General features: G+C 66.0%; 14 protein-coding genes. 2 read left to right on the forward strand and 12 right to left on the reverse strand.

Annotated features, from left to right (window positions below; translation table 11 throughout):
- Position 1: 1 nt before the first annotated feature.
- Both fliQ and fliR read left to right on the forward strand, forming a co-directional pair.
- On the forward strand, positions 2–271 hold the full coding sequence (gene fliQ, locus BMY06_RS09275; RefSeq protein ID WP_065065627.1) for a flagellar biosynthesis protein FliQ: 270 nt from the start codon (positions 2–4) through the stop codon (positions 269–271).
- A 37-nt stretch (positions 272–308) separates the two neighbouring features.
- Positions 309–1100, forward strand: coding sequence for a flagellar biosynthetic protein FliR (fliR, locus tag BMY06_RS09280; RefSeq protein ID WP_065065626.1), 792 nt, complete (start codon positions 309–311; stop codon positions 1098–1100).
- A 98-nt stretch (positions 1101–1198) separates the two neighbouring features.
- Here the strand turns inward: fliR and flgL are convergent, their stop codons facing one another.
- The 12 genes from flgL to BMY06_RS09340 all read right to left on the reverse strand — a co-directional run bounded on the left by flgL (position 1199) and on the right by BMY06_RS09340 (position 13796).
- Entirely contained in the window at positions 1199–2440 is a 1242-nt protein-coding gene (flgL, locus tag BMY06_RS09285; protein WP_065065625.1) for a flagellar hook-associated protein FlgL, read from the reverse strand.
- A gap of 11 nt (positions 2441–2451) precedes the next feature.
- Positions 2452–4449 carry a flagellar hook-associated protein FlgK gene (flgK, locus tag BMY06_RS09290; RefSeq protein ID WP_074982798.1) on the reverse strand — a complete coding sequence of 666 codons (1998 nt, stop codon included), beginning with the start codon at positions 4447–4449 and terminating at the stop codon, positions 2452–2454.
- A gap of 423 nt (positions 4450–4872) precedes the next feature.
- Positions 4873–5628: a flagellar brake protein gene (locus BMY06_RS09295; protein ID WP_065065622.1), complete on the reverse strand. Its 756-nt coding sequence runs from the start codon at positions 5626–5628 to the stop codon at positions 4873–4875.
- A gap of 433 nt (positions 5629–6061) precedes the next feature.
- Positions 6062–7078 carry a flagellar assembly peptidoglycan hydrolase FlgJ gene (flgJ, locus tag BMY06_RS09300; RefSeq protein WP_065065621.1) on the reverse strand — a complete coding sequence of 339 codons (1017 nt, stop codon included), beginning with the start codon at positions 7076–7078 and terminating at the stop codon, positions 6062–6064.
- An 11-nt stretch (positions 7079–7089) separates the two neighbouring features.
- On the reverse strand, positions 7090–8289 hold the full coding sequence (locus BMY06_RS09305; protein WP_065065620.1) for a flagellar basal body P-ring protein FlgI: 1200 nt from the start codon (positions 8287–8289) through the stop codon (positions 7090–7092).
- Positions 8283–8996: a flagellar basal body L-ring protein FlgH gene (gene flgH, locus BMY06_RS09310; RefSeq protein ID WP_080180613.1), complete on the reverse strand. Its 714-nt coding sequence runs from the start codon at positions 8994–8996 to the stop codon at positions 8283–8285. The genes BMY06_RS09305 and flgH overlap by 7 nt, the downstream gene beginning before the upstream one ends.
- 65 nt (positions 8997–9061) lie before the next feature.
- Positions 9062–9850 (reverse strand): flagellar basal-body rod protein FlgG, encoded by a 789-nt coding sequence (flgG, locus tag BMY06_RS09315; RefSeq protein ID WP_065065619.1) that lies wholly within the window; start codon positions 9848–9850, stop codon positions 9062–9064.
- Between the two features lie 54 nt (positions 9851–9904).
- On the reverse strand, positions 9905–10663 hold the full coding sequence (flgF, locus tag BMY06_RS09320) for a flagellar basal-body rod protein FlgF (protein ID WP_065065618.1): 759 nt from the start codon (positions 10661–10663) through the stop codon (positions 9905–9907).
- 32 nt (positions 10664–10695) lie between these two features.
- The gene (gene flgE, locus BMY06_RS09325; protein WP_065065617.1) at positions 10696–11931 is read right to left on the reverse strand and encodes a flagellar hook protein FlgE; all 1236 of its coding nucleotides are present in this window, start codon (positions 11929–11931) and stop codon (positions 10696–10698) included.
- A gap of 23 nt (positions 11932–11954) precedes the next feature.
- A complete protein-coding gene (locus tag BMY06_RS09330; RefSeq protein WP_080180625.1) occupies positions 11955–12611 on the reverse strand; it encodes a flagellar hook assembly protein FlgD in 657 nt (218 codons plus the stop codon).
- Positions 12612–12807: 196 nt separating this feature from the next.
- Entirely contained in the window at positions 12808–13233 is a 426-nt protein-coding gene (gene flgC, locus BMY06_RS09335) for a flagellar basal body rod protein FlgC (protein WP_065065615.1), read from the reverse strand.
- Between the two features lie 59 nt (positions 13234–13292).
- A complete protein-coding gene (locus BMY06_RS09340) occupies positions 13293–13796 on the reverse strand; it encodes a flagellar basal body protein (protein ID WP_065065614.1) in 504 nt (167 codons plus the stop codon).
- Between the last annotated feature and the right edge of the window lie 68 nt (positions 13797–13864).

The raw sequence follows: 13864 nt of genomic DNA on the forward strand, positions 1-13864 counted from the left end.
GATGACGCCCGAAATGGTCATGACGCTCTCGCATCAGGCGATGTACGTCGCCCTGCTGCTGGCCGCGCCGCTCTTGCTCGTCTCGCTCGCCGTGGGTCTCATCGTGAGCCTGTTCCAGGCCGCCACGCAGATCAACGAAAGCACGCTCTCGTTCATTCCGAAGCTCATCGCGATCGCGGTCACGCTGGTGATCGCCGGTCCGTGGATGCTGACCACCATGCTCGACTACATGCATCAGATGTTCACGAGCATTCCGTCGCTCGCGGGCTGAGGCGCGCCCAGCCGGGCGCCGCCGCGCATTCCTCACGATGTTCACCGTCACCTACGCGCAGCTCAATGGCTGGCTCACCGCGTTTCTCTGGCCGTTCACGCGCATTCTCGCGCTGATCGCGGTCGCGCCGATCGTCGGCCACCGCTCGGTGCCGATGCGCGTGAAGATCGGCCTCGGCGCGTTCATCACGCTGATCGTCGCGCCCACGCTCGGCGCGATGCCGCAGACCACGGTGTTTTCGGCCGAAGGCGTCTGGATTCTCGTCAATCAGTTCATGATCGGCATCGCGCTCGGCTTCGTCATGCAGATGGTGTTCGCCGTCGTGACGGCTGCCGGCGACCTGATGGGTCTCGGCATGGGCCTCGGCTTCGCCTCGTTCTTCGATCCGCAGGCCAACAGCAGCACGCCCGCGCTGTCGTCGTGGCTCAACATGATGGCGATGCTCGCGTTTCTCGCCTTCGACGGCCATCTGCAGATGATCGCCGCGCTCATGCAGACCTTCACCAGCGTGCCGATCTCGGCCAACGTGCTTTCCGCGAACGGCTACCGGCTGCTCGCGAACTGGGGCGCGACGGTGTTCAACGCGGGCTTGCTGCTCTCGCTGCCCGTGGTGGTGGCGCTGCTCATCACCAATCTGTCGCTCGGCATTCTCAACCGCGCCGCGCCGCAGATCGGTATCTTCCAGATCGGCTTCGCGATCACCATGCTCGTCGGCATGCTGCTGATCATGGCGATGACGCCGAACATGATTCCTTATTTCGCGCGCCTGATCGACGGCGGGCTGGAGCAGATGGGCCGCGTGGCGGCCGCGCTCAAGCCGGTGCCGTAGCTTTCGTCGCGGCGCTTTTCCGCTGATATCGGGCATGAAAAAACGGCGGTGCGCTTCTCGCGCACCGCCGTTTTTTTGCATCGAACAACCCGAAGGTGTTACGGGTTGATGTACTGGAACAGCGAGAGATTCTGCGTGGCCGCGAAGCTCTTCTGCGAAGCCGACAGCGCGTTCGAAATCTGCTCGTACTGCGAGATCGCCGCGGTCATGTCGGTGCTCGTCAGGTCGCTGAGGTTCGACGTCGTTTGCAGCGAGTTCGTCGACGTGACGGCTTGGAGCGCCTTCACTTCCTGCTCGCGGCCGCCCACCGAAGCCTGCGTCGTGATGACGTTCGACAGCGAGTTGCCGACCGAGGTCAGCGCGGTCGTCAGCGCATTCGTGAGCGTGGCCTTCGCGGCGAGGTCGCCCGTGACCGGCGTTTGCAGCGCGGCGATGGCGGCGTCGATGCTCGCGAACATGTCGCTGTTCTGCGAGTCCGTGGCGGGCGTGATCGAGAAGTTGTCGCCGCTCGCGGGCGTGCCCGTGATCGTCACGTTCATGCCGGTGCCGAGGCTGATCGCCTGGCCGTCCGTGTAAGCCTGATTCGACGACAGCGTCGTGGCGGGCGACGTCGAATTGTCGAGCACCGAATAGGTGAGCGAGCCGCTCGCGTCGCTGAACTCGATCGACAGATCGTGGTTGTTGGTCGCCTGCGTGGTGTCCGTCACCGTCACGCCGCCGATCACGCCCGTGCCGGTGTTCGCCGGGTTGCCGCGCGGCACGGCCGACGAGCCGACCGCCGACACGCTCTGGAACACCGACGAGCCCGTGTCGCTGATCGCGATCGTGCGCGAACCGGCCACCTGGATCGTGCGCTGGCCGCTGTCGCCGTTGTAGACCACGCCGCCGCCGCTCTTGTTCGCGAACACGGCCGTGGTGCTCTGGAAGCCCGAGAACAGGTAGTTGCCCTGACCGTCCGTGGTGTTGGCGAGCGTGAGCAACTGGTTGCGTTCGCCTTGCAGCTGCTGCGCGAGCGCCTGGCGGTCGGAGTCGTTGAGACCGCCGTTCACCGCCGACTGCAGCTGCTGGTTGATGCTTTGCAGCGTGGTCGTCACGCTCGACAGCGTCGAATCTTCGAGCTGCAGCGACGAAAGCGCGGCGGTCTGGTTCGACGCGTACTGCGTGAGCGTCGCGCCGGTCGCCGAGAGCTGCACGGCCTGCGCCGCGCCGAGCGGATTGTCGGCCGGGTTCGCAATGGCGACGCCGGTCGAAATCTGCTGCTGCACGTTGAGCAACTGGGACTGCTGGTTCTCCATCGTCGCCACGCTGGAGCTGTAGATCTGGGAAGTCGCGATACGCATGGTTCAGCGCCTCACTGGAAAATGCCGATCAGGGTCTGGAACAGCGACGCCGCCGTCTGGATCACCTTGCTGTTGGCCTGATAGAGCTGCTGGTACTGCAGCAGGTTCGCCGCTTCTTCGTCGAGGTTCACGCCCTGCACCGACTGCTGCTGCGAGGTGAGCTGCGTGACGAGCGAGGTCTGCGAGGTGCTCGACGCCTTCAACTGGCTCGCCGTATTGCCGATCGAGTTCACGTAGTTCGAGTACGCGTTAGTGAGCGTCTGCGAATTGCTGAACGCCGTGCCCGAGGTCAGGTTCGCCATCGCCAGCGCGTTGCGGCCGTCCTGCGCCGCGCCGGAATTCTGCGCGATGGTGAAGGTGTCGCCGTTCGCGGGCGCGCCGGTGAGCGTGAAGCTCACGTTGTTCATGTCGCCCGTCGTCGCCGACGAGATCGCGATGGTCGCGCCCGTGGTCGAGTCGTACGGAATCGTGGTCGTGCCGGTCGCGTCGATCGTGTAGGTCGTCGGCGTGCTGGAGCCCGGCACCGTCACGGTGACCGTCGAGTTCGGCGAGAAGCCCGAGAGCGTGCCCAGCGTCGAATCGTAGGTGAGCGTGGTCGGCGTCGAAGCGATCGTGTAGCCCGAGGTCACCGCGCCCTGCGTCACCACGGCCGTGCCGGTGTTGGTGGTCGGCGCCGACACCAGCACGGGCGAAGCCGCTGCGATCGCCGAGGGATCGCTCGTCGCCACCGAGAAGGTGTCGAGCGCGCCCGCCGTCGGCTGGATCGAGAACGAATCGCCGTCGGCCATCGTGCCCGTAGTTGTGACCGACAGGCCGCCGCCCGTGAGCGGGCTCGTCGTGCTCGGCTGCGTGGTCGACGAACCGACGACCGTGTTGGTCGTGGTGTCGGTCAGCGTCCAGGTGCCGCTCGAATACGAGACCGCGAAGTTGTCGGTCGGCGGGCTCACGGCGTTCGTGAGCGAGGCCGCCACCGTGGCGTTGCCCGTGTTGTTCAGATTGCCCGTGACGACCGGCGCGCCGACCGTGAACAGGTCGCCGCCCGCCGTGCCGCCTTGCGTGAGGCCCAGCGCGTTCTGCGCGTTGACCTGCGCGGCGAAGCTGGTCGCGATCGCGCCAAGCTGCGCTTCGGCCGGATCGAGCGTGCCCTGCACGAACGACACGAGGCCGCCCACCGTGCCGCCTTGCAGCGCCGCGCTGGTGAGCGGCTGCGCGGCGGTGGTCGAGCCCGGCAGACCTTGCCAGGCCACCGTCATTTCGGTCGGATTGGTGCTCGACGGCTGCGTCGTGAGGTTGTAGTTCTGGCCGCTGACCACGAGCGGCTGGCCGTTGCCGAGGAACAGGCTGTAGCCGCTGCTGTTCTGTACGACCTGCACGCCCACGAGCTGCGACAGATTCGACACCGCGAGGTCGCGCTGGTCCAGGAGCTGGTTCGGCTGCTGGCCCGACGCGCTCGCCGTGGCGATCTGCGTGTTGAGCTGCGCGATCTGCTGCGTGTAGGTGTTGATCTGCGAAACGGCGTTCGAAAGCTGCGTGTTCACGCTCTGGCGCAGCGAGTCGTACTGCTGGCCGGCCGCGTTGATCTGGTCGGCGAGCGACTGCGCGTCGGACAGCGCGGTCTGGCGCGTCGCCGTGCTGGCCGGCGAATTCGACACGTCCTGCAGACCCGAGAAGAAACCCGTGATCGACGATGCGATGCCCGACGTCGGGCTGCCCACGAGGTTCGAGAGCTGGGTCGCGAGCGTGTACGACGCCGTCAGCGCGCTGTTGGTCGACTGCGCGTTGTTCAGCGACGTCGTGATGTACTGGCTATAGGCGCGCTGCACCGTGGCCGTGTTGACGCCGGCGCCGATGTAGCCGCTGCCCGAATTTTGCCCGTTCGCCTCGGTAAACACCGCGTTTTCCACGTTGTAACCCGCGGTAGACGAATTGCTGATGTTCTCGCCAGCAGTGGCGATACCGATCTGGGCCGCCTGCAAGCCGCTCAGGCCGATCGAGAAAATGTTGGACATGCATGATCCTCGTGAACGGCCGTCGAGACGTTGATCGCTCGGGCCGCGTGGGTGAACCCCTTTTATAACGGCAGCGCGAGGCGAAAATTAAGCGTAAGGATCGGGAATTTCGCGTAGAAAACGTTTGCCCGGAATAGCGGCGAAACGCGCGCGGGCAGGACGATGCGCGAGGCATGCGCAGCGGCGATCGCGGCATGCGGCAACGTGATGCAAGAAGCGGTAACGCGCAACAACGTCCGGCAGTCCGAAACGACTGGCGCGAAGCGGCTTGCCGTGGCTCGCCACGTCTTGCACTGGCGCTTTTCAGGCGCGCTTTCAGGCCTGTTCGCGGCCCGTTTTAACGGTGTATTCCGATACGGCTGCCGCAGCGCTGCGGCGAGACGGACACGGCGCGCGCGAAAGCTCCGGCGCGCCGTGGACGCATCAGGCGCGCTGGAACGCGCGCCGCTTCATTTCGAGCTGCGTGATATAGCGCTGCAGGCTGTTTTCCGACGCACCGGGCAGCGCGTCGAAGCGGAAGCCCAGGTGATAGCGGCGGTCGCCGTTCGGCAGATCGATGAAGCGCAGCACGGCCAGCGCCAGATCGACGCGCAGCGTGCCGTGCGAGCGCAGATCGAGCTCCACGTCGCGGATCGTCAAGCCCATTTCGAATTCGGCCGCGCGCGGATCGGTCGTGCGCAGACCGATGCCGCCGAGCGACAGATCGTGCACTTCGAACTGGAAACGCAGGCCGTCCGCGGGCAGCGCGCCGCGGCACAGGCACGGCTCGAGCACCGGCGTATCGACGCGGAAATACTCGCGCCGCTGCACGTAGAACAGCACGTCGGGGAAACCGGCGACGAACGCCGGCCGCCCTTCGAACGTGGTCTCGCGCGGTGCGCCCGTGGAAAACTCCACGCGCACGCCGTCGGGCGAAGCGTGGAACTGACATTCCTGCGCCGCCAGCACTTCGGCGTTCTGCTCGGGCAACGCGCCCCAGTCGAACGTGAAGGTACGCTCGCGCGTGTCGACGTCGAGAATGCGCGTGACCAGTTGGCCGCCGCGATATTGCAAGGTGAGGAAATCGCCCCGGTTGGCGAGGTTGCGCAACTGCACCCCGACTTCCAGCGGATTGCGCCGGCCAAAGTCGGTGACTTCGCCCTCGGAGGCTTCCTGTTGATTCGACTGAACGGTATTCATCGGCCTGCCGGAATTTCGTGGAGATGCCGGCGCACGTCGGAGAGCCCGTCGTGCGCCGTCCGGGCGGTTCTGCCGCCCCTGAATCTTTTCGATCTCGCCTGCATTAGCGGCAGACGAACGAGGAAATTTAGGGGGCGCCCACAAAAAAACTGTGTTGCGGCGCACAGTTCGGCGCAATTGGCGCGCGGATCGTCGCTCAACGTGCGCGCATTGTGCGGCTATCGTCGGCGAGGGAACGTTTGCATGACGCTAACGCGCGTTATGCGATCGCAGCCGGACGAATGTGCGAAAAAACCGTGAAATCCGATGAAAACGGCCGCGAGAAGTGCACGGGAAACGCACGGGAAACGCACGGGAAACGCGGCCGGTCAAGACAGTGCGGGCCGGTGACGCCGCCCGCGCGCGTGAGAATCGCCAGACCGTTTGCCGCCGATCAGACCATCTGCTGCATGATCGACAGCAGCTTCTTCGCGTAGTGCGGATCGGTCGCATAACCGGCGCGCTGCATGCCGTGCGCGAAGCTCTCGGCGCTGTGCGAGCCGTTGATCACCGAGGCGTAGCGCGGATTGTTCTTGAGCATGCTCGCGTAGTCGGTCATCGCCTCTTCGTACGAGTCGTAGGCGCGGAACTTCTCCGCCACGCGCTGCGGCTTGCCGTGCACGTATTCGGTCGTCATGGTCGTGACGGTCTTGCCGGTCCAGTCCTTGGTCGCCTTGATGCCGAACACGTTGTGGCTCGTGCTGCCGTCCGCCTTCATGATCTCGCGCTTGCCCCAGCCCGACTCCAGCGCCGCCTGGCCGACGATGAAGCGCGCCGGAATGCCGGTCGTCGCGCTCGCCTGCTGCGCGCCGGTGGCGAGCTTGTTGACGAAGGCGTCGACCTTGTCGTCGCCGTTGCCGCGCACGGCCGGCGTGAGCGCGCTGTTCGCGTCCCAGCCCTGGCCCTTGCCGAGCGCGCCGTTGGCGGCCGCGTTGCCGTAGGCGCGGCCGAGCGCGTTGAGCATCGCGAGGTTGCCTTCGCTGCCGCTGCCGCCCGAACCCGAGAGGCCCTGCATCGCGCTGGCGATGCCGCCCGCGCCGCTCGAACCGCTCGCGCCATCCATGCCGCCCTGGCCGCCCATGCTGCGCATGAGCTGCTTGATCATCGCGTTCGCGACGCCGACGCCCTTGTTCGACATCTGCTGCGCGAGCTGCTGATCCATCATCGACGTGAACTGCGCGCCGTCCTTGGAGTCGAGCGGACCGTCGTCGGGCGTCGCATCGCGCATGCTCTTGAGCATCATCTGCGTGAAGACGGCGTCGAACTGCTTCGCGGCGGCCTTCACGCCCTGCTGCGGCGAGGCGTTGGCGGCGGCGCGCATGGCGTCGAAGCCCTGCACGTCCAGCGCGAAGCGATTGGTCAGGTCGAGGCCGCTGTTACCGCTGCTGCCGCCGATATTCGAGTTATCCATTCTTCACGTCCTTAGATAATTTCGAGGTCGGCACGCAAAGCGCCCGCCGCCTTCATCGCCTGGAGGATCGACATCAGATCCGCCGGCGTTGCGCCAAGCGCGTTGAGCGCCTTCACGACTTCCGCGAGATTCGCGCCCGCCGTGACCAGTTTGAGCGAGCCATTATCCTGCTTGAGCTGGATCTGCGACTGCCGCGCCGCTACGGTCTGCCCGTTCGAGAGCGCACCCGGCTGGCTCACGGCCGTCTGCGTGTTGACGACCACCGAGAGATTGCCGTGCGCGACCGCGCAGCTTTCGAGCGTGACCATCTGGTTCATCACGATCGAGCCGGTCCGCGCGTTGAGAATCACCTTCGCCGCCGGTTGCGCCGGGCGCACATCGAGATTCTGGATCTGCGCGATGAAACCCACCTGCGAGGCCGGATCGCTCGGGCCGCGCACCTGGATCGTGCGGCCGTCGACGGCCGCCGCCGTACCGTCGCCGAACAGGTTGTTGACGGCCGCCACGATGCGCTGCGTCGTGTCGTAGTCCATGTCGTTGACTTCCATCTGCAGGATGCCGCCCTGCTGCGCGACCGGCGAGGGCACGGCGCGCTCGACCGTCGCGCCCGCCGAGATGCGGCCGGCCGCGAGCTGGTTCACCTGCACGCGGCTGCCGTTGGCCGACGCGCCCGCGCCGCCCACCGCCACGTTGCCCTGCGCGAGCGCGTAGACCTGGCCGTCCGCGCCCTTGAGCGGCGTGAGCAGCAGCGTGCCGCCGCGAATGCTCTTGGCGTTCGCGAGCGACGACACCGTCACGTCGATCTGCTCGCCGGGACGCGCGAACGGCGGCAGCGTCGCCGTGACGATCACCGCCGCGACGTTCTTGAGCTGCATGTTGTTCAGCGTCTGCGAGGAGCCCGACGAACTCGACGTGTTGTTGATCGAGATGCCGAGGTTCGCGAGCATGTTCGCGAGCGTCTGCGTCGTGAACGGCGCCTGCGTCGTCTGGTCGCCCGTGCCGTCGAGACCCACCACGAGGCCATAGCCGATCAGCGGGTTGTCGCGCACGCCGGCGAAGGTCACGAGGTCCTTCACGCGTTCGGCGCGCGCGGGCGTGGCGTACGCGAGCAGCGCACCGCACGCGAACACGAAACCGGCCGCGACGCCGAAGGCGGCGAGCAGGTCTTTCACGCGCGAGCGGCGCGTGCGCTGGAAACGGATCTTCACCATGGTGCGAGATTCAGGAAAAAGCGTTGCAGCCAGCCCATCGTCTCGGCTTCGTCGATCACGCCCTTCGCGGAGTATTCGATCTTCGCGTCGGCGACGTCGGTCGAGAGCACGGAGTTGTCTCCGGCAACAGTGTTCGGATTCACGACGCCCGAGAAGCGCACGTACTCGTTGCCCTGGTTGATGAGCATCTGCTTTTCGCCCGACACCACCAGGTTGCCGTTTGGCAGCACGTTCGTCACCGTCACGGTGATCACGCCCGTGAACGTGTTGGACGCGTTCGCGCCGCCCGTCGCGTCGAACTGGTTCGCGCCCGTGGCCGAGAGGTTCGCGCGCGAGAAGAAGCCCGGCGCGAAGCCCGCGGTCGGCACGTTGAAGGCCGTGCTGCCGCCGCGCTTGGTGTTGGCGCCCGAGGACTTCGTCGCGTTGATGTTTTCGGAAATGACGATGGTGAGGATGTCGCCGGTGTTGCGCGGACGCTGATCCTCGAACAACGGACGGCCCACGTAGCCCGGGTTGTAGATCGAGCCCGGCGAGCTGTTGACGGGCGGCGCCGGCGGCAATGCCGTCATCGGCTGCTGCACGATCGGCTGCCGGTTGGGGATATAGGCGCAGCCCGCCAGCGCAGCGAGCGCGGCCGCCGCCACGGCGACACGCATCGCCTGACGCCGCGCGCAGGCGCGAGAGTTGAATTGAACGGACTGGCCCATGCTCCTCACCACTTCGATTCCGAATTACTGTTGCTACCGGTTTCCTGAACGCTGTGCCGCGGTCATCAGACCTGCATCTGGCTCAGCGTCTGCAGCATCTGGTCGGACGTCGTGACCGCCTTGCTGTTGATTTCGTATGCGCGCTGCGTCTCGATCATGTTCACGAGTTCCTGCACCACGTTCACGTTCGACGATTCCACGTAGCCCTGATTGAGCGAGCCCGAGCCGTTCAGGCCCGGCGTGGTGACCGTGGGCGCGCCCGACGAAGCCGTTTCCGACGCGAGATTCTGGCCGTTCGACTGCAGGCCGGTCGGGTTGATGAACATGGCGAGTTGCAGCGAGCCGATGGTCGTCGCGTTCGCCGAGCCCGGCGTCGTGATCGTCACCACGCCGTCGCTGCCGATGGTCAGCGAGGTGGCGTTGGCCGGCACCGTGATCGCCGGGATCACCTGGTAGCCGCTCGACGTCACGAGCTGGCCCTGCGAGTTGGTCTGGAACGAACCGTCGCGCGTGTACTGCGTCGTGCCGTCGGGCATCTGCACCTGGAAGAAGCCCGCGCCGTTGATCGCCACGTCCTTCGAATTGCCGGTCTGCTGCAGGTTGCCCTGCGTGTAGAGGCGCTCGGTCGCGACCTGCTGCACGCCGGTGCCGACCTGGCTGCCCGAGGGCAGTTCGGTGGTCTGCGTTGAGTTCGCGCCCGGTTGACGCAGCGTCTGGTACATCAGGTCCTCGAACACCGCGCGCGAGCCCTTGAAGCCATTGGTGCTCACGTTCGCGAGGTTATTCGAGATCACGTCCATCTGCGCCTGCTGGGCGTTCATGCCGGTGGCGGCGATGTAGAGCGATCGGTTCACGGTGTATTTCTCCCGGCGCGGCGTCTGCGGTAGAGCCTGCGGCCTTTAAATGTCTTAGCTGAAGTTGAGCAGCTGGTTCGCCGACTGCTCGTTCTGGTCGGCGTTCTGCAAGAGCTTCGTCTGCATCTGGAACTGCCGGGCGTTGGTGATCATCGAGACCATCGCGGCCACCGGATTGACGTTGCTGCCTTCGAGCGATTCCGTCGCGACCTGGACCGACTGGTCCGCGTCGGCCGGATTGCCGTCGCCGGTGTGAAACAGGCCGTCGTCGCCGCGCGTGAGCGCGCCGGCGGGCGGGTTCACGAACTTGATCTGGTCGATCATGGCGATGGCGCTCGCCGGGCTGCCCGGGGCGATTGCCGATACCGTGCCGTCCGAGCCGATCGTGACCGCCGAACCGGGCGGCACCGCGATCGGGCCGCCGCCGCCGATCACCTGCAGGTTGTTGGCCGTGACGAGCTGGCCGTTTTCGTCGACGTGCAGGTTGCCGGCTCGCGTGTACGCCTCATTGCCGTCGGCGGTCTGCACGGCGATGAAGCCGTTGCCCTGCACCGCGATATCGAGCGGATTGCCGGTGCGCGAGATTGCACCGGGCGTCATGTCGGAGCCAGGCGTCGCCGAGAGCACGAAGGTGCGCGTGGTCGAGTCGTTGACGGTCGAGCCGTCGCCGAACGACATCGGCACGGAGCGGAAATTCGCGAGCTGCGCGCGAAAGCCCGTGGTCGAGACGTTCGCCAGGTTGTTCGCGACGACGGCTTGCTGCTCGAGCGCCTGGCTCGCGCCTGTCATCGCGGTATAGATCAGTCGGTCCATGATGTGCCCGGTGCGTTAATGGCGTGGCGCGCTTACATCTGCAGCAGCGTCTGGTCGACGGTCTGCTGCGTCTTGATGGTCTGTGCGTTCGCCTGATAGTTGCGCTGCGCCGTGATCAGGTCGACGAGCTGGTTCGTCAGGTCGACGTTCGACGACTCCACCGCGCCGCCCGTGAGCGTGCCGTGGTTCGTGCTGCCCGGCACGGAAACCTGCGCGACGCCCGACGCCGAGGTCGCGGCGAACTGGTTGCCGCCGAGGTTCTGCAGGCCGTTCGGGTTGTTGAAGTTGGCGAGCACGATCTGGCCGAGCGTCATTGTCTGGCCGTTCGAGTAGTTGCCCGTGATGGTGCCGTCGGCGCCGATCGAGAAGTTCGACAGCGTGCCGCTCGGGTAACCGTCCTGGTCCAGGTTGTTCACGCCGTTGGCGCTGCCGTACTGCGTCGAGCCGGTGACGTCGAGCGTGATCTTCTGGTTGGTCGCCGAGCCGTCGGTCGGGTTGATCGTGAGCGAGAGCTGGCCCAGCGTGGTCGCGACGCCCGCGGCGTCGGTCGTGCCCGTCAGGTTGCCCGACGAGTCGTAGGTCATCGTGCCGATTTCCGTGGCGTTGCCCGTGGTGCCCGCGTAGACGTCCCACTGGCCGCTCGTCGCGTCCTTCACGAAGTACATGTTGACCTGCTGCTTGCCGCCGAGCGAGTCGTACGCCGTGACCGAGGTCGAGTAGTTGTACGTGTTCGAGTCGGTTTCCGAGAACGGCGTCGCGGTCGGCGTGGTCGATTGCGCGTTCAGGTTGACCTGCGCCGTGATGTTGCTGGTCGTGACCGGCGCGATGTTGGTCGTCGGCACCTGGATCGGCACCGTTTGCGCGGTGTTCACGACGCCGGTGCTGTCGGCGGCGTAGCCCATCAGGTCGTTGCCGGCCGCGTCGGTGATGTAGCCGCTCTTGTTGAGCTGGAACACGCCGTTACGCGAGTACGTGACGGTGCCGTTGTTCGACATCTGGAAGAAGCCGTTGCCGTTGATGGCGACGTCGAGCGCCTGGCCGGTCGTGGTGATCGTGCCCTGCGAGAAGTTCTGCTGCACTTCGGAGAGCGCCGCGCCCAGACCGATCTGCGTGTTGACCGAGGTCGCGATGGTGTTCGCGTAGACGTCCGCGAACTGCGCCGTGCTCTGCTTGAAGCCGACGGTATTGGCGTTGGCGATGTTGTTGCCGATCACGTCGAGATCGTTCGACGAAGCGGCGAGGCCGCTCAAACCTTGCTGGTAGCCCATGAGTTTCTACTCCGCGATGTCGTTTAGAGAATGCCGGCCACGCTCGAGAGCGCGACCGTCTTGCCATTGGCGAGCGACAGGCTCGCGGTGCCATCCGTCTGCTGGATGACGGCCTGCACCTTGCTCGCGACGAGCGCGGTGGCGGTGGCCGCCTGACCGTTGATGGTGGCGCTGGCGCTGACCGTGTAATCGCCGTCCGCGACCGTGGCGCCCGAGGCGTCCGTGCCGTTCCAGGTGATCGGCACGGTGCCGGCCGACTGCGCGCCGAGGTCGAGCGTGTTGACGACCTTGCCCGCGGAGTTGGTGATCGTGAGCTTGACGTCGGACGCCGCCGACGTGAGCTGCACGCCGAGCTGCGGCGCCGAGCCGCTCGACACCGTCGCGGTCGTGCCCGAGGCCAGCACCGTCGAGCCGATCAGCAGCGCGGCCTGGGCGTTCTGGCCCGCCGACAGCTGCGTCGACAGCGACGTCAGCGAGGTGTTCAGGTTCGCGATGCCCGAGACGGTGTTGATCTGGGCGAGCTGCGAAGTCATCTGCGAGCTGTCCATCGGATCGGTCGGATCCTGGTTCTTGAGCTGCGCGACGAGCAGTTGCAGGAAAGTGTTTTGCAGATCGCTGCCGCTGGTGCCGCTCGTGCCGCTCGACGAGGACGTCGACGAACTCGACGACGTGCCGTTCATGGTGTCGAGCAGGCTTTGCGACACGGTGGCGGAGCTGCCGCCGATGGTGGTGCTGCTGGAAGTCAACGCGTTCTCCTCGGATACGCCCGGCTAAACTGGGTAGCGTGTGGTGTGTGGTGTAGTCTCGCGCCGCTTTCGCCGCGGCGTCGGACGCCTGTTTCAGGGGTCTTCCTGCGTGCCTTTGCTGTGCGCTTCGTTACGTACCGATCGTGAGCGTCTTGAGCATCAGCGTCTTCGCGGTGTTCAGCGTCTCGATGTTCGCCTGATACGAGCGCGACGCCGAGATCATGTTCACCATCTCCTGCACCGGGTCCACGTTCGGCATGGTCACGTAGCCGTCCGCGTTGGCGGAGGGGTTGTCCGGGTCGTAGGTCTGCTTCATCGGCGTCGGGTCGTCGATCACGCCCGTCACCTTCACGCCGCCCACCTGCTGACCGGACGCGCTGCGCGCGCCGCCGAGCGGATCGACCGCGAACACAACCTGCTTGGCCTTGTAGGGCTGGCCGTCCGGGCCGGTCGTGCTGTCCGCGTTGGCGAGGTTGGACGCCGTCACGTTCAGGCGCTGCGATTCCGCCGACATGGCGGACCCGGCAACGCTGAAGATATTCATCAGGGATGGCATGGTTTCGGTGACCTCACAAAATGCTGCGGTGTGTTCTTGCGTAGCGTGCGGCGGTCGGCTTACGAGCCCGACTGGATCGCCGAGAGCATCGTCTTGATCTGGCTCGAGAGCACGGTCATGCCCGACTCGAAGTGCAGCGCGTTGTCCGCGAACTGCACGCGTTCGGTGTCGAGGTCGACCGTGTTGCCGTCGAGCGCGGGCTGCGTCGGGTTGCGGTACATCACCGGGCTCGAATACGCCTCGGTCGGGCCGCCCGTCGCGACGAGCTTCGCGTTGCCGGGCATGTGGCCGGCTTCCGTCGAGGCCATCGACATGCCGCTCGTCACGCCCGCGGGCTGCGCCATCACGAGCGGCTGGAAGTTGCCTGCCGCGCCGCCGGCCGACGAACCCGCTCCAGCGTGGCGCAGCGCGCCGGCGAGCGAGGACGAGAAGTCGACGTCGCGCGCCTGGTAGCCAGGCGTGTCGGCGTTCGCGATGTTCGACGAGATCAGCGCCTGGCGCGTCGCGCGCACATCGAGCGCTTCGCGTCCAAAGGCGAATTCGGCATCGAGTTTGTCCAGCATCGGGCGTTCTCCGTTACACGAAATGAAAGGCTGCGTTGGCGCATGCAGTGCGCATCCAACCGGTGGAT

Origin of the sequence: Paraburkholderia tropica (genome assembly GCF_900109265.1) — a bacterium.
GTDB lineage: Bacteria > Pseudomonadota > Gammaproteobacteria > Burkholderiales > Burkholderiaceae > Paraburkholderia > Paraburkholderia tropica.